Here is a 14263-nt window from a genome sequence, read left to right on the forward strand (position 1 = left end):
AGGAGCCCGTTGTCGACGAAAACGCAGATCAGTTGATCGCCGATCGCGCGGTGGATGAGTGCCGCCGCCACCGACGAATCGACGCCGCCGGATAGCCCGAGCAGCACATGGTCATCGCCGACCTCGGAGCGGATGCGACCGATAGCCTCGTCGATGTAGCTCGGCATGGTCCAGTCATAGCCGAGACCGCAGATCTCGTGCACGAAGCGCCCGAGGATCGCCCTGCCCTGCAGGGTGTGCGTCACCTCGGGATGGAACTGCAGGCCGTAGAAGCCGCGGGATTCGTCCGCCATGCCGGCGATGGCGGTCGCCGCGTTGCCGGCGATCACCTTGAAACCGGATGGCAAGCCGGTAACCTTGTCGCCATGGCTCATCCAGACATCGAGCAAGCCGTGTCCGGCCTCGTTGACGCGATCCTGAATGTCCTTCAGCAGCCGTGAATGGCCGCGGGCGCGAACCTCCGCGTAGCCGAACTCGCGGACTGCGCCATTCTCGACTGCGCCACCGAGCTGGGCCGCCATGGTCTGCATGCCATAGCAGATGCCGAGCACCGGCACGCCGAGTTCGAACACGATGGGCGAGGCACGCGGCGTTCCGCCCTCCGTAACCGACGCCGGGCCGCCCGAAAGAATGATGCCGGCGGGTGCGAAGTCGCGAATGAACGCGTCGGACACATCGCAGGGATGCAGCTCGCAGTAGACGTTCTCCTCGCGCACCCGGCGCGCGATGAGCTGGGTGTACTGGGAACCGAAGTCGAGGATGAGAATGCGCTCGTGCATGCAACGGCCACCATAAGTGTCAGGCGCGGGAGCGCGGCGAACGGGCCTCGCTCCTTCGGCAGGCGTAGCCGCCCGCTTCACTCGATGCGGTAGTTCGGAGCTTCCTTGGTGATCTGCACGTCGTGCACGTGTGCTTCGCGCACGCCGGCCGCCGTGATCTCCACAAATTCCGCGCGCTGGTGGAATGCGTCCACGGTGGCGCAGCCGAGGTAGCCCATGCTCGAGCGCAGACCGCCAACGAGCTGGTGGATCACCGCAACCACCGAGCCCTTGTACGGCACGCGACCTTCGACGCCCTCGGGCACGAACTTGTCGGTGCTGTCCTGCAGGTCCTGGAAATAGCGGTCGCTCGATCCCTGCTGCATCGCCCCCAGCGATCCCATACCGCGATAGATCTTGTAGGAACGCCCCTGGAAAAGCTCGATCTCGCCGGGCGCTTCCTCCGTACCGGCGAACAGCCCGCCGAGCATGACGGTATGCGCTCCGGCCGCCAGTGCCTTCGCGATGTCTCCCGAGAAGCGGATGCCACCATCGGCGATGAGTGGAACACCGGTCCCCTCCAGCGCCTGGGCGACGTTCTGGATCGCCGTGATCTGTGGAATGCCGACGCCCGCCACGATGCGCGTGGTGCAGATGGAGCCGGGCCCGATGCCGACCTTGACGCCGTCGGCGCCGTTGTCGACCAGCGCACGTGCCGCCGCTGCCGTGGCGATGTTACCGCCGATCACCTGCAGCTGCGGGAAGCTCCGTTTCACTCTGCGGACGCGGTCGAGCACGCCCTGCGAGTGCCCGTGCGCCGTGTCCACGACGAGCACGTCGACGCCCGCTTCGGCGAGCGCTGCCGCACGCTCCTCGGTCCCCTCGCCGACGCCGATGGCGGCGCCGACCCGGAGCCGCCCGTGCTGATCCTTCGACGCCAGCGGATGTTCGCTCGACTTGAGGATGTCCTTCACCGTGATGAGCCCGCGCAGTTCGAAGTCGCCGTTGACGACGAGCACGCGTTCCAGCCGGTGACGGTGCATGAGCGCCATCGCCTCGTCGCGGTTCGCGCCCTCGCGCACTGTCACCAGGCGATCGCGCGGCGTCATGATGTTGCGCACCGGCTGGTCGAGATTGGTCTCGAACCGCAGATCGCGGTTGGTGACGATGCCGACGACGCGGCCGCCCTCGTCGATCACCGGAAGGCCGCTGATCTTGTGCTGCTGGGTGAGGTTGCGAACGTCGCGAACGGTCATGCCGGGGCGGACCGTGATCGGATCCTTCACCACCCCGCTCTCGAAGCGCTTGACCTTCGCGACCTCGGCCGCCTGCAGCTTAGCCGGCATGTTCTTGTGGACGATGCCGATGCCGCCTTCCTGCGCCAGGGCAATCGCCAGACGCGCTTCCGTCACCGTGTCCATCGCCGCGGACACGATCGGCAGATTCAGCGAGATGTCGCGGGTGAGATTGGAGACCAGACTGACGTCGCTGGGCAGGACCGTGGAATGGGCGGGGACGAGGGACACGTCATCGAACGTGAGCGCCCGCTGGATGAGTCGCATGATGGGTTCTGCACAAAGATCACATTATACGATCCGCCCCAAGTCGCGGTAAACGCGAGCGTCCGGCTCCCGTGTTCGCGCTCACGTGCAGCAGTGGCGTGTTACTTGCCTCGTGCTCGATCCAGCCCGAACCAGTGACCCCCATCGCACCGCCGGGCACCCCGCAGTCGCAAGTCCGGGGCTCCCATCGGCGGAAGGAGACCACCATGCGCACACACCTGCTCGCCCTTGCCGCCCTTCTCCTGCCGATCACGGCGGCCGCCCAGATCTACCAGTGGAAGGATGCCAACGGCAAGGTGCACTACTCGGATCAGCCGCCGCCGGCGACGGCCAAGCAGGAACGAACCTTCACGCCGCGCCTGCCGCCGGCAGCGACTGCGGCCGCCGCTTCCGCTGGTGCCGATGCTCCTCCCGCAGCGGACTCGGTCCAGGATCAGGAAGCCGCCTTCAAGCAGCGTCAGGTCGAACAGGAGGAAGCGCGCGCGCAGCAGGACAAGGAAAACGCGGCGGCCAACGAGCGCAAGCGCAACTGCGAAATGGCCAAGGGCAATCTACGCAACCTGGAGACGGGCGGCCGACAGGTGCGTTTCGATCCGCAGACCGGAGAGCGCGCTTACCTGTCCGATGCCGAAGTCTCCGACGCGATCAACGACGCGCGGCGTGCGGTGGACCAATGGTGTGCGCCGCAGACGGCGCAGCGATAGTCGCCAGCTGCCGGGGCGGTCAGCGACGGGTGCGCCCCCTGTCGACTGCCGCCGCCCGCTTTTCCGCCACGCGTCGGCGACGCGCGTCCCGTGCGTGCGCGACCAGGGGCCGGTAGATCTCCACGCGGTCGCGGTCGCGCAGCGGTGTTTCCAGCGGCGCGAGCCGGCCGAATATTCCAATGCTGGCAGCTTCGAGTTCGATCTCTGGGCATCGTTCGAGGATGCCGGAGCCGCGAATGGCATCCCCTATCCGTGCACCCTCCGGCAGCCGCAGGGACAGCACGATCTGCTCGCCCGGGCGCGCATAGGCCACTTCGACGTGGATGAAGCTGCTTTCCGCCTTCATCCGGGGTAGATCTGTTCGGCGCGACGGGTAAACGCATCGACGAACGTGTTGGCGATGTGGCTGAACACCGGGCCGACCAGCTTCTCCAGGACCTTGCTCGAAAACTCGTACTCCAGGCGGAAGTCGATCTTGCACGCCGCATCCCCCAGCGGCAGAAAGCGCCAGGTGCCGTGAAGGCGCCGGAACGGACCGCTCACCAGCCGGATGTCGATCACGTGCGGGCGATCGTTCGCGTTCTCGGTGCTGAAGCTCTGCTTGACGCCGTGATAGTTGATCTGGAGCGTGGCGCGTGTGGTCGTGCCGTCCCGGAAGTCGACGTGCGCCTTGCCGCACCACGGCAGGAACTCGGGGTAGCGCTCCGGCTGCTCCACGAGGTCGTACATCTGCGACGGCGTGAACGGCACGAGGACCGTTTTCTCGACTAGGGCCATGAGCCTCCGCTGGGTTTGCACGGCCCGTGGCTCGAGGCCTCGTGCAGTTGGTACACCGGCGCAATTCTATGCAACACTGCGGCGCCATGAGCATCGTACAAAACAAGAAAGCTTTTCACGACTACTTCATCGAGGACCGCTTCGAGGCCGGCATCGCGCTCGAAGGCTGGGAGGTCAAGGCGATTCGTGCGGGTCGCGCACAACTCAAGGAAGCGTACGTCGTGATCCGCAGCGAGGAGATCTACCTCATCGGCAGTCACATCACGCCGCTGCTCGCGGCATCGACGCACGTCGCGCCCGATGCCACGCGCACCCGCAAGCTCCTGCTGCGTGGCGAGGAGATCCGCCGCCTGATCGGCAAGGTGGAGCGCGCGGGATACACGCTGGTCCCGCTCGACCTGCACTACAGCCGTGGTCGCGTGAAACTGGCGATCGGGCTTGCCAAGGGCAAGAAACAGCACGACAAGCGTCAGGCGGAACGCGAACGCGAATGGCAGCGCGACAAGCAGCGACTCATGCGAAACAAGTGATCGCAGCGGCAGAAAGAGCCGCGCGTGGCGTGTCGAATACGTCCGGCACTCGGCAAAACGCGAAGCCCGCAGGCTTCGCTCGACAGACGGATGCCTGCGCGCGTCGCCGGGAACTACGCAGCAAGTTTTCGGACGGGGGCTTTCTGCCTGATTGGCACAAATCAGTCGACTGATGTTTTGTGCCTGTTGACGCTCGACAATCTGCTGAGTTCATGGGGTGGCCGATGGGACTCGAACCCACGACAACCGGAATCACAATTAGGAACGAAAGCTCACTACAGTCTATTGTATTTATTGGTGAAACATCTTTACGAAAAGCGGATTATTTCGAAGTATGTCGAAGAAAAAATCCTTAAGAATCACCGGGGCTGGTCTGGATTTTCCGTCGCAGATTCGACAAATTCCACGTCCCCGTGGTTTGCCCGATCCCCTCAGCCCCGTTGCTTGCAAAGACTCACTACCGCCTCCGTCCCTCGCTTATCCTTCCCCCGATCCGTCTTTCTGCTCGACCCGACGCGCCACCGGCTTCTTGACGCTCCGGCTAGCCAGTGCAATTTCCAGCGCCGTTTCGAGCCGAATGATCCGCTCAGTCAGGCCCTCGATCTTATCCTGCTGCGTCTTCATAGTCGCCGCCATGCGCTCCACCTGGTCGTTCATCCTGATGACCGTTGTGATGGCGTCCCACATCCTGTCTCCGACACCCATCAGGCGACCTTTCTCCGCGCTTCGAGCGCAGCAATTCGCTTGTTGGATGCCTCGACAAAGGCCAGGGCGTCCTCGATGGCGGCGCTCGCCTGTGCGGTAGTCTTAGCCATCTGTTCGATCATACCCTCCAGAATCTTCTCATCCTCGGAGGGGCGGAACGAATCAGCCGCTCGGCGCAGGAATTCCCCCATCGACAGACCGGCCGACTTTGCCCTTGCGGCGATCCGGTCTTTCTCCTCGGCGGTCACGAGGACCGGTATGCGTTCCGTTGCGGATCCCATTTTAATCTCCTTATGGTCATGTGCTGCACATGGCCATTATAGGCGAGGATGGAATTTGAGCAAGCGGTTTCCGATCGACCGCATCACCGCACGGAACTGCCCCTTTGTGAGTATCTCGGCCGATCGCGACCTACCGCCTCTACTCGGGGCTGCTCGCGCTACGGGCTGCGCAACCCCTCGTCGAGGGAGCGGATCACCGGGTAGAGCAGATAGGACATGACGGTGCGGTCGCCGAAGACGACTTCCGCGGTGAGCGTCATGCCGGGCAGGAAGCGAATGTCCGCCGGCACGCCTTCCAGCTTCTTGTCCTCCAGCGTCACACGCGCGAGGTAGAACGCCTCACGGCCGGCGTCCTGTTCTTCTGCCGCGCCTTGAGGCCGCACGAAGGAGTCCTCGCTCACCGTGCGCACGCGGCCCTTGATGACGCCATACTGCTGGAACGGAAACGCGTCGAGCTTGATGCGCGCCGGGTCGCCGACGCGCAGATAGCTGATGTAGCGCGCGTCGATCTGCACCTCGGCTTCCAGCGGTGCGTCGAGCGGGACCAAGGTTAGCAGCGGCTCCGCTTCCTTCAGCACTGACCCCACCGAGCGCTTGGCGAGCTCCTGCACCACCCCGTTGGCCGGCGCCGTCACCACCGTGAGCTCGGTCTTGCGCTCGGCCTTGAGCTGATCGGCCGCGGCATCGCGATCGCGCTTCACTACCACCAGCTCTTCCATCACCTTCTCGCGCCAGTCACGGGAGAAGGCAGCGCGGTCGGCCTCCAGCTTGGCGATCTCGCGCTGGAGCTGGCTCGAGGTGTTCAAGAGTTGCTCGAGATCGCGCTCAGTCTGCAGCCGATCACGCTGGGTTTCCAGCACCTTGAGCTTCGGCACGTAGTTACCCTCGCGCAAGGACTCGTGCATGCGCTGGATCTCGAGGTTCTTCTGCAGGCGCTCGCGCAGCACGGCCTCCTCGCGCTTGTTGCCGGCGATAGCGGTCTTGAGCCGCTTGATGTTCTCGTCGAGCGAGGTCGAGGCTCGCATGCCGCACGGTCAGCTGCGACAGGTCGGAGCTCGCAAACGTCGGGTCGAAGGTCGCGAGTCGTGCGCCCTTCTTGACGATCTGGCCGACCTGCACATCGATGCTGCGGATCATCGACGGCTCCAGCGGCTGCACGACGATGGTCGGGGTGGTGGTGATCAGCTTGCCGCGACTGACGGCAATGCGGTCGACTTTGGCGAACGACGCCCAGGTGGCCGCCGTGAGGATCAGGCCGACGAGCACGTAGAGCGTCGCGCGCGCCTGCCACGGCATCGGCTCTTTTTCGATCGCTTCGGCGTCGGACAGGAAGCCGCTGCGGTCGGCCGCGCTCAGGGGATCGTCTGCCATCTACAGATGCTTCGTCTGCTGCGTCCACAGACGCTGATAGATCGGACAGCGCCGCACGAGCTCCGCGTGCGTGCCGACGTCGGCGACGCGCCCCTGATCGAGGACGACGATGCGATCGCATTGCACCAGGGTGGTCAGCCGGTGCGAGATAATGAGGAGGCTCACATCGCTTTCGGCGGCCAACAAGTAAGCGAGGGGAGAATTGCCGCCACACTTTGGCCCGAGGCCGATGGAGATTCTGCGGAACAGTCACTCGCGACGACGCTGTTCCGGTTGCGCAAGTTGCTTCGGCACGACGTGATACGCCGACAAGAGGGAAAGCTCACCCTAGACGCGGACGTCTGCTGGGTCGATTGCCAGGAGTTGGACCGCGTGTTGAGTATGAACGACTCAGACATGCTGGACGAAGATGCTATGAACAGGCGCTCACGCTCTACCGCGCGCCGTTTCTGAGTCAAGAGGACGACGTGCCGTGGTCTCTCCCCCTGCGCGAGAACCTACATGTGAAGCTGGTCTCTCGTATCCTGGCTTGGGCTGGCCAGGCCGAAGAGAACACCCAGATGGAAACCGCCCTGTCCCTCTACCAACGTGGCCTGGAGACCGACGACCTCGTGGAAGACTTCTACCGCGGCTTGATGCGCAGCTACTCGAAACGCGAGGAATGGTCCGCAGCGATTAAGGTTTATCGGCGATGCCAAAAGGTCCTGTCCGCGAGGATGGGAGTCGAGCCCTCGTCGGCAACGAAGAGACTTTACATGTCGGTTCTGGAATCCAGCCAGACCGAAGATGCTAAATAGGCGGCACCCGTACTTAACGGACGGAGCAGTGGAGTACCTACACCCCGAAGTGCCGTAGCGCAAAGGACATAAGCCCTCGGGGGTGCCGGCTTACCTCCTGTTACGTTGCCGATTCATTGAGCTACAAGGGTCTGGGTGGTGACGTCTGTCGCAACGGCCACCTAAGACCCTGCCGATCAACCCCGCCTGCGCGGCGCGAGGGGCAGAGCCCAGGGAGCATTCCATCCGGCGAACCTCATCCCCGCGGGTGACGATGCGCAAGCCGGACGCTTTGCAGAAAGTCTCCATGACCTTCTTCACTACTGGATACGAGGCTTGCACTCGCACGAATCACCTGAGCGAGCTTGGCGCCGCTCAGCGTGAAGTGCAGGATTTTATTCGCGTGATAGAAGATGTCGCAGAGCAACTTCGGGTTGATCGGTTCCGCGACTTCGAAGGCGAAAGGTCTTGTCGTAGTGCCCGTAGAGGGCGCACCGCGTTGATGGTCTGCCAAGCGATCAGCATTGCCATCACCATCGTATTGCCGACCCTGGTGGCGAGCTTTAGCGCCAGCCGCCTGAGTTCAGGGTTGGCGTCATTGTTGGCGTTGACGAGATGCGGGAGAAAGCCCTCGCCGATCTTGCCGATCTGCGGGGCGACCTCGGTCAGCCAGATGGTGGTCTCAACCGCCTCGACCCGGCTAAAGAAGGGACGAATGCCGCTGAACTCATGGTGCCGCCAGTGCTGCAGCGCTGGGCGGTTTCCGGCGTGACCCGCCAGTCGCTCGGGTTCGGCAGGCTGCGCCACTGGTCTGCCTGCTGGCGGACTGCGTTAATGATGGCGGTGTAGTCGTAGCGCCGTTTGTCGGTGGAGAGACCCCTGCCCTCGTCGAAGGCGAACGACCCCTGGTCGGTCGCGCATTTTCGCTTCTTCGGTTTCGGGATGGGTTAATGAACTCGGCGCGGCGACGGCGCTTGAGGATCTGCTGGGTCGTTTGCCCTTGCGGGTCCAGCTCGCAATGGCGGGTCGGATAGCTGAACGGAGAGTTAAGAATCGGCCGGTCGAAGAATGGGTTACTCAGGCCGCAGTGCGTCTCAGGTGGTCTCGATCCTCGAGCGGCTTCGCGAGCGGGGCTGTCAGATTTTCTGTGTGTTGAGCCATACACTGCCCGCGAGGGCGGGAGGATTGTATGGCGAAGAACGACGCAGAAGGATTTCCCAAGGAACTGCTGGACCAGCTGCTGGCCGGGCGTGACCCGAAAACGGTGCTCGATTCCGGGGGTCTGCTCGGCGATTTGAAGAAGGCGCTGGCCGAGCGGATGCTCAACGCCGAGATGGACGTGCATCTGGCGAACGAGGCCGAAGCGGGGCTGCGCAACCATCGCAACGGCACCAGCGGCAAGACGGTGCTGACCCCGGAAGGCTCGCTCGAGCTGTCGATTCCGCGCGACCGGCACGGTCGCTTCGACCCGACGTTGATCGGCAAGTACCGCCGACGCTTTCCCGGTTTTGACGACAAAATCATCGCGCTCTACGCTCGGGGTATGAGTACCCGGGACATCCAGGCCCACGTGCGCGAGCTCTACGGCATTGAGATCTCGCCCGATCTGGTCTCGGCGGTGACCGACTCGGTGATCGACGAGGTGAGCGCCTGGCAGGCCCGCCCGCTCGAGGCGAGCTATGCCCTCGTGTTCTTCGATGCGCTGCGGGTGAAGATCCGCGACGAAGGTCTGGTGAAGAACAAGGCCGTGTATCTGGCGATCGGCATGCGGGCCTCCGGTCACAAGGAGGTCCTCGGGCTGTGGATCGAGCACAGCGAAGGGGCCAAGTTCTGGCTGCGCGTGATGAACGAGATTCGCGGCCGTGGCACCCAGGACATCCTGATCGCCGTGGTCGACGGCCTCAAGGGCTTCCCGGAGGGCTTCCCGGAGGCGATCAGCGCCGTGTTCCCAGACACCGTCGTACAGACCTGCATCGTGCACCTGATCCGCTATTCGATGCAGTTCGCCTCGTGGAAGGAGCGCAAGGCGATCGCGGCCGCGCTCAAGCCGGTATACCGCGCCGAGCACGCCGAGGCCGCAGCCGCTGAGCTTGAAACCTTCGACCAGGGACCGTGGGGTCGCAAATACCCCGCGATCGCACAGAGCTGGCGGCGCAACTGGGAGGCGGTCATTCCCTTTTTTGCGTTCCCCGCTGAAGTGCGCAAGATTATCTACACGACGAACGCGATCGAGTCGTTGAATGCCTCGGTGCGCAAGGCCGTGCGCAACAAGGGGCATTTCCCGAACGATCAGGCCGCTACCAAGTTGGTCTGGCTCGCGCTGCGCAACGTCGCACAGAAGTGGAAGAACCCACCGATCTCGTGGCATGCTGCCAAGGCACAACTGGCGATCCAGTTCGAACAACGATTCGTGTTGAGCGAGTAGTGATTCACCCACCGGCTCACACACAGAATTACTGACACTCCCTCGCGAGCCCGTTGACGCCCGCCCTGACGAGCGGCCGAAAATTTCTTGCACCACCTAAACGGCATAGCTGCCACCAGATTGCACAGCGCTATTCTAACGAGATAAGGCCGTGACTGAGAGCAAGCTGGACGAGCTTGCCAGGGGCAAGAATCGCCCATCGTCCCGCCGAGCACGATCGAAATCATAAGAAGCATCCAAGCCATTGGGGTTGCCCGGTCAAGGCAAGCTTAGGCCCACCCCGCGCTACCTTCGGGAGCCTTCGTTGCGATCACGCCCTCCGACCACGTCACCGCAACTCGTCCCAGCTCCCTCGTTGGCTGCGCAGCTGCGCGTCGATGTCCTGCTTGGACCGCGTGCCAGGCGTGCGTCCGTCCAGCAGTTCCCAGAGCCCGCGCTGCCCGATGAGGCGGGCATAGTCATCCTCGCTCACGATGACGTAGGCCGGCCGGTTATTCTTGGTGACGTGGACAGGACCCTCCTTGAGCAGCTCATCGAGAGCAGAAATGCCGCGCCGCTCGATCTCCTCGACTGAGATCGTGTTCATCTACCAATCCTCACTATGCTGGGCGCGGCCGATCTGTCTTGGGTGTAGTAGGTCTGGTCGGCAGCCGCTTGATTTCCGTTCCGGCTTCCTGCTCCGCCACGCGCACGTCGTATAGCGCCTGCAGGTTCATCCACAACTGCGGACTCGTCCCGAACCAGTGCGCGAGGCGAAGCGCGGTGTCGCCCGTGATCGCGCGCTTACCATTGATGATCTGGCTGATGCGGTTTGCCGGCACGCGAATCTGCCGCGACAGCTCGGTTGGGCTGATGCCGAGTTGCTCCAGCTCCTCGGCGAGAACTTCACCCGGGTGAATGGGGGTGCGGGCCATGGTCGTATTCCTTTCAGTGGTAGTCCACGGTCTCGACGTTCGATGGGCCATGCTCTCCTTCCGGCCACTCTTCAGCCCAGTCTCTTTCTGATCCACGCGGGGTCTCGGCGGCAATCGAGAACGGCATATACGAGAACCGTCTCTCCCTCCACCCGGTAGTAGATGGCGAAGGGGAATCGCCTCGACAGCAGGCGGTGGTACTTGTCGAAATGCACCGAATGCATGCCGGCCGTGATGATAAGAGAGTCGATGTCGGAATACAGCGAATCGAGAAAGTAGCTGCCGACGCCTTCGGCCTGCCGCTCGTAGAAACTGTAGCCCTCGATCAGATCGCGGCTCGCCGACCCGAGAATTCTGATCTTCACGAGACCTGCTTGTTGATATTCCGCTTCGCCTCTTCCCAATCCTCGAACTGATCCTCCCCACGCCCGTGCATCGCCTCCCGTTCAGCCAGAACGTCCCCGTGCCAGGCCGGCGAAGTGATGACGCCCGCCCTGTTGCACAGATCGTCCCAAAGGGATTCCATCGCCTGGAGTTTCTCTTCCACCGACATCTTTTCCAAAGGTAAAGGACTCGCCATGTGTGCTCTCCTTTCTGCAGGTCTGCGCCGGATGCTCGCGTAGCTTACGCCGGGACAAGTGGGGAAGAAATCTCCCGAGATCTTGGAGGGCCAAGCCCAAAGGCAGGCGCGGCCCCGGTGTTTCCGCGAACTCGTCACATTTGGTGATGAATTCGTGCCGGTACCAGCGCAGGAACTAGGCAGTCTCCATCTCGACCACGCGGTCGATCACTTCCGGCTACACGACGCAGCTATCCACGCAGATCTCCTTGCGTTTCCCGACTCTTTGGGACGGAGACCGCACGCTCCAGCGCTTCGAGCCCGTACTGCTTCTGCGTGGACCGCTCGACAGCCACGGCCAGCTTCGATGCATCGTCCACGTACAGCTTCGCTTCCTGCCGCGCCCGGCTGATTGCAACGTAGAAGCTCTCGCTGCCGAGGGTCTGCTCGTATTTGGTGTCGATGTGGACCAGTACCCGGTCGGTCGTCTTACCCTGGGCGGCATGGATGGTGGAGGCATAGGCGTGCTCCCAGTGCCGGTGAGCGCTGAGGTCCAAGGCCTCCGCATCTCGTGATCCGCGGACCATGGCGTGACGTTTTCCTTGGTCTACCGAAACCACCTCCACGACCTCCCCGTTGCGTCGAGCGAGATCCCGATCGTTCCGCGTCCAGCGCAGTCGGTCTCCGGCCGTGAGCGTGCGAGATTCCTCCCGGTACACCTCGACGTTGCTGGCTCGTCGCGGCTCCCAATCGATCATGTTCCCGTCGCGTGCGAGGGGGACGAGGCCTCTTGGGATGTCCACCGCATTCACTGTCAGGTACTCGCCAGACTCGATGCCGACCTTCGCATAGGATCGCCCAAAGCGGACGATGTCGCCGATTTCGTAGGACTTCGGCTGCGTCAGTTCAGCGCGCGTCAGGTCGCGCTGAACGAGAACGGTCGCCTTCCCTTCCGTCCCGTCGAGGATCCTCTGCGCCTTCAACCGCATGCGGATACGCTCGTTGATCTCGCGCCGGTCCTCGTTGACGCCGGTGACGATGAGGAACGCGACGGCCTCGGTCTGATCGACCGCAAGTCCATGTGCGTGAGCGGCTTCCCGGGCTGCCTCAGCCGACGCGACGGGCTTCACTCTTCCCTGCCCTCGCTTCGTCGTGGTGAGGGTCTCGCGTTCAGCGGTGACGGCTTGCGTGGTCGTGTATCGGCCGTCGTTCACGGGTAGTAGCACCCGCGTCTTCCTCGCCTCCCGGATGAGCTTGGGCAGATTCATGATCTCGGCGGGCAGCACAATCGGGCGCTTCACCACGCGGCGTTGGAGGTTCACGGCGTCACGGAGGTCGTGCGGACTCATCGAGATGGACTCGGTCGCCTCGTTCACTTCCTGTTCTCCCAGCGACTGCGCGGCCCACTCCGCAGTGGCGTGCTCGACACTGCGCAGCATGAGTCGCGTGAGGCACGAACCCGAGATGCTCTGCGCGCCGTAGACCCCATAGAGGCGCCGCAACTGCCCGATGTCCTGCAGTCCGAGGATGGTCGCCCCGCCGTGCTTGCGCGACATGGTCAGCAGTCCCCCGTCGGGCGTGAGGGCAGGCAGTTCCTGGAGGCTCGCGACCTCGTCCAGGACCACCCAGAAGCGGCGTTTCAAGTCCGGCGGAAGGCTCAGGATCGAGGCCGCGGCCTGATCGCACCAGAGGGAGAGCAGTGGCCGCAGGAAGGCATGCTGATCTCTGCGGGAGGTGAGGAAGAGCCACGCATCGCTCCCCTCGTCTTCGATAAAGCGGCGGACCGAGAACGGTTGGTTGAATAGGTCTGGATCGGGCAGATAGCCCCAAGCACGGATCTTCGTGCTGACCGTTGCGCGCACCCCGATCGCCATCTTCTCGGCCGCCGGATCGATCGCCGGTGCGGCTTCCGTGCCCTTCACCAGTGCGAAGAGCTCGCCCAGGGGTGCGATGGAGATCATGTGCCGGAAGGCGGCATTCGTCGCCTCGCCGCGCTCTGCCACACGCAGGGCGACGGCCTCGAAGAGGCCCCGCGGACCTTCGCGCCAGAATGGGTCATTCACCCGCTCGTTCTCGGGGATGATGGATGCGGCGAGACTCGCGTAGTCGTAGGCTTCGCGCACCTCGCCCCACAGCGTCCAGGATCGACTCCTCGCATCCAGGGGATTGAGCAGCACGTCCTGCCCGTGGCGGTAGTAGACCTGCACGTACTCGCCGCTGCCCTTCGGATCGGGTAGATCCGCGATCGGGCCACCGATGCCAAGGCCATTGCGGATATGGTGCAGCCACAGCCGGCGATCCAGCGACGTGGTGCCCTCAAAGAACTAGGCTGCCCCGAGCGCGCCGCCCAGAATCATCCCGATAGAAAGCCAGAGCACGACCGCATTCGCACCGAGCTTGAACCAGTTCGCGAGGATCTCCGAGTCGCGGATGGCGTCGGACCAGACCCGCGGCGTCTGCCTACTGGTTGCCATCCTGTTTCATCCGCTGGAGCTCGTCCCTGGCCTGCACCTGCGCCTTCGGAATCGTGCTGTGCTCGCGTGCGGCGGCGAGCGAGCGGAGGATGTTGCGGGTCTCCAGCACGGCTTCACACAGGCCCCAGTAAGCCGGTGGAAGGGGCTTCTCCATGGCCAGTTCCACGCTCTCCAGCAGCAGTCCGCGCTCGATCAGGAGGCGGTAGTAGTCGGCGTCGGGAACACCCTTCATTCGCGCGCGGCGGGTGATCTCGTCGGACACATCATCGGGAAGGCGGAGGGTCTTAATTCTCACGATAGCGGTCCGGTCATTGTCGTCTGGCGTATGCGCCGTTTTCGCCAGCATGCCCTGATTTCAAGCCCATCAGCCGTAGTACCCGTATGCGCCTGAGACGACGGGGTGTAGTCGCCTGATGTCTCTGGTATG

General features: G+C 63.5%; 20 protein-coding genes. 5 read left to right on the forward strand and 15 right to left on the reverse strand.

Features of this window, described 5'->3' with window-relative positions; translation table 11 throughout:
* Window positions 1-779, reverse strand: a 779-nt coding sequence (gene guaA, locus JNK68_10820) for a glutamine-hydrolyzing GMP synthase (protein MBL8540851.1), incomplete at its 3' end; no start/stop codon positions are given.
* Between the two features lie 77 nt (window positions 780-856).
* Complete coding sequence (gene guaB, locus JNK68_10825) at window positions 857-2320, reverse strand: IMP dehydrogenase (GenBank protein ID MBL8540852.1); 1464 nt, start codon at window positions 2318-2320, stop codon at window positions 857-859.
* A gap of 206 nt (window positions 2321-2526) precedes the next feature.
* On the opposite strand from guaB, the gene JNK68_10830 reads away from it, so the two are divergent.
* Window positions 2527-3024 carry a DUF4124 domain-containing protein gene (locus JNK68_10830; protein ID MBL8540853.1) on the forward strand — a complete coding sequence of 166 codons (498 nt, stop codon included), beginning with the start codon at window positions 2527-2529 and terminating at the stop codon, window positions 3022-3024.
* Between the two features lie 19 nt (window positions 3025-3043).
* Here the strand turns inward: JNK68_10830 and JNK68_10835 are convergent, their stop codons facing one another.
* Both JNK68_10835 and JNK68_10840 read right to left on the reverse strand, forming a co-directional pair.
* Window positions 3044-3370, reverse strand: a complete 327-nt coding sequence (locus JNK68_10835) for an RnfH family protein (protein ID MBL8540854.1) — start codon at window positions 3368-3370, stop codon at window positions 3044-3046.
* Complete coding sequence (locus tag JNK68_10840; GenBank protein MBL8540855.1) at window positions 3367-3801, reverse strand: type II toxin-antitoxin system RatA family toxin; 435 nt, start codon at window positions 3799-3801, stop codon at window positions 3367-3369. Before JNK68_10840 ends, JNK68_10835 begins: the two co-directional genes overlap by 4 nt.
* Window positions 3802-3887: 86 nt before the next feature.
* On the opposite strand from JNK68_10840, the gene smpB reads away from it, so the two are divergent.
* Window positions 3888-4331, forward strand: a complete 444-nt coding sequence (gene smpB, locus JNK68_10845; GenBank protein ID MBL8540856.1) for an SsrA-binding protein SmpB — start codon at window positions 3888-3890, stop codon at window positions 4329-4331.
* A 477-nt stretch (window positions 4332-4808) separates the two neighbouring features.
* Here smpB and JNK68_10850 read toward each other — a convergent pair whose 3' ends face one another.
* The 3 genes from JNK68_10850 to JNK68_10860 all read right to left on the reverse strand — a co-directional run bounded on the left by JNK68_10850 (window position 4809) and on the right by JNK68_10860 (window position 6342).
* Complete coding sequence (locus tag JNK68_10850; protein ID MBL8540857.1) at window positions 4809-5036, reverse strand: hypothetical protein; 228 nt, start codon at window positions 5034-5036, stop codon at window positions 4809-4811.
* Window positions 5036-5317, reverse strand: a complete 282-nt coding sequence (locus JNK68_10855; protein MBL8540858.1) for a hypothetical protein — start codon at window positions 5315-5317, stop codon at window positions 5036-5038. The genes JNK68_10850 and JNK68_10855 overlap by 1 nt, the downstream gene beginning before the upstream one ends.
* 158 nt (window positions 5318-5475) lie before the next feature.
* Window positions 5476-6342, reverse strand: a complete 867-nt coding sequence (locus tag JNK68_10860) for an HlyD family type I secretion periplasmic adaptor subunit (protein ID MBL8540859.1) — start codon at window positions 6340-6342, stop codon at window positions 5476-5478.
* Between JNK68_10860 and JNK68_10865 the strand changes: the two genes are divergently transcribed.
* A complete protein-coding gene (locus tag JNK68_10865; GenBank protein ID MBL8540860.1) occupies window positions 6341-7141 on the forward strand; it encodes a hypothetical protein in 801 nt (266 codons plus the stop codon). The genes JNK68_10860 and JNK68_10865 overlap by 2 nt on opposite strands.
* Window positions 7042-7485, forward strand: a complete 444-nt coding sequence (locus tag JNK68_10870; GenBank protein ID MBL8540861.1) for a bacterial transcriptional activator domain-containing protein — start codon at window positions 7042-7044, stop codon at window positions 7483-7485. Before JNK68_10865 ends, JNK68_10870 begins: the two co-directional genes overlap by 100 nt.
* A 354-nt stretch (window positions 7486-7839) precedes the next feature.
* Here JNK68_10870 and JNK68_10875 read toward each other — a convergent pair whose 3' ends face one another.
* Complete coding sequence (locus tag JNK68_10875; protein MBL8540862.1) at window positions 7840-8271, reverse strand: hypothetical protein; 432 nt, start codon at window positions 8269-8271, stop codon at window positions 7840-7842.
* Window positions 8272-8653: 382 nt separating this feature from the next.
* On the opposite strand from JNK68_10875, the gene JNK68_10880 reads away from it, so the two are divergent.
* Window positions 8654-9889 carry an IS256 family transposase gene (locus JNK68_10880; protein ID MBL8540863.1) on the forward strand — a complete coding sequence of 412 codons (1236 nt, stop codon included), beginning with the start codon at window positions 8654-8656 and terminating at the stop codon, window positions 9887-9889.
* Between the two features lie 328 nt (window positions 9890-10217).
* On the opposite strand, the gene JNK68_10885 is transcribed toward JNK68_10880, so the two are convergent.
* From JNK68_10885 to JNK68_10915, 7 genes are all read right to left on the reverse strand, one after another.
* Window positions 10218-10475, reverse strand: a complete 258-nt coding sequence (locus tag JNK68_10885) for a type II toxin-antitoxin system Phd/YefM family antitoxin (protein ID MBL8540864.1) — start codon at window positions 10473-10475, stop codon at window positions 10218-10220.
* Between the two features lie 13 nt (window positions 10476-10488).
* Window positions 10489-10803, reverse strand: coding sequence for a HigA family addiction module antidote protein (locus JNK68_10890; protein ID MBL8540865.1), 315 nt, complete (start codon window positions 10801-10803; stop codon window positions 10489-10491).
* A 71-nt stretch (window positions 10804-10874) separates the two neighbouring features.
* Window positions 10875-11168 (reverse strand): type II toxin-antitoxin system RelE/ParE family toxin, encoded by a 294-nt coding sequence (locus JNK68_10895; GenBank protein ID MBL8540866.1) that lies wholly within the window; start codon window positions 11166-11168, stop codon window positions 10875-10877.
* On the reverse strand, window positions 11165-11383 hold the full coding sequence (locus JNK68_10900; protein ID MBL8540867.1) for an addiction module protein: 219 nt from the start codon (window positions 11381-11383) through the stop codon (window positions 11165-11167). Before JNK68_10900 ends, JNK68_10895 begins: the two co-directional genes overlap by 4 nt.
* A 230-nt stretch (window positions 11384-11613) precedes the next feature.
* Complete coding sequence (locus JNK68_10905) at window positions 11614-13569, reverse strand: type IV secretion system DNA-binding domain-containing protein (protein MBL8540868.1); 1956 nt, start codon at window positions 13567-13569, stop codon at window positions 11614-11616.
* Between the two features lie 117 nt (window positions 13570-13686).
* Window positions 13687-13836 carry a hypothetical protein gene (locus JNK68_10910; protein ID MBL8540869.1) on the reverse strand — a complete coding sequence of 50 codons (150 nt, stop codon included), beginning with the start codon at window positions 13834-13836 and terminating at the stop codon, window positions 13687-13689.
* Complete coding sequence (locus JNK68_10915) at window positions 13823-14131, reverse strand: hypothetical protein (GenBank protein ID MBL8540870.1); 309 nt, start codon at window positions 14129-14131, stop codon at window positions 13823-13825. Before JNK68_10915 ends, JNK68_10910 begins: the two co-directional genes overlap by 14 nt.
* Between the last annotated feature and the right edge of the window lie 132 nt (window positions 14132-14263).

The sequence above is a fragment of the Betaproteobacteria bacterium genome (assembly GCA_016791345.1).
Classification (GTDB): Bacteria; Pseudomonadota; Gammaproteobacteria; order Burkholderiales; family JAEUMW01; genus JAEUMW01.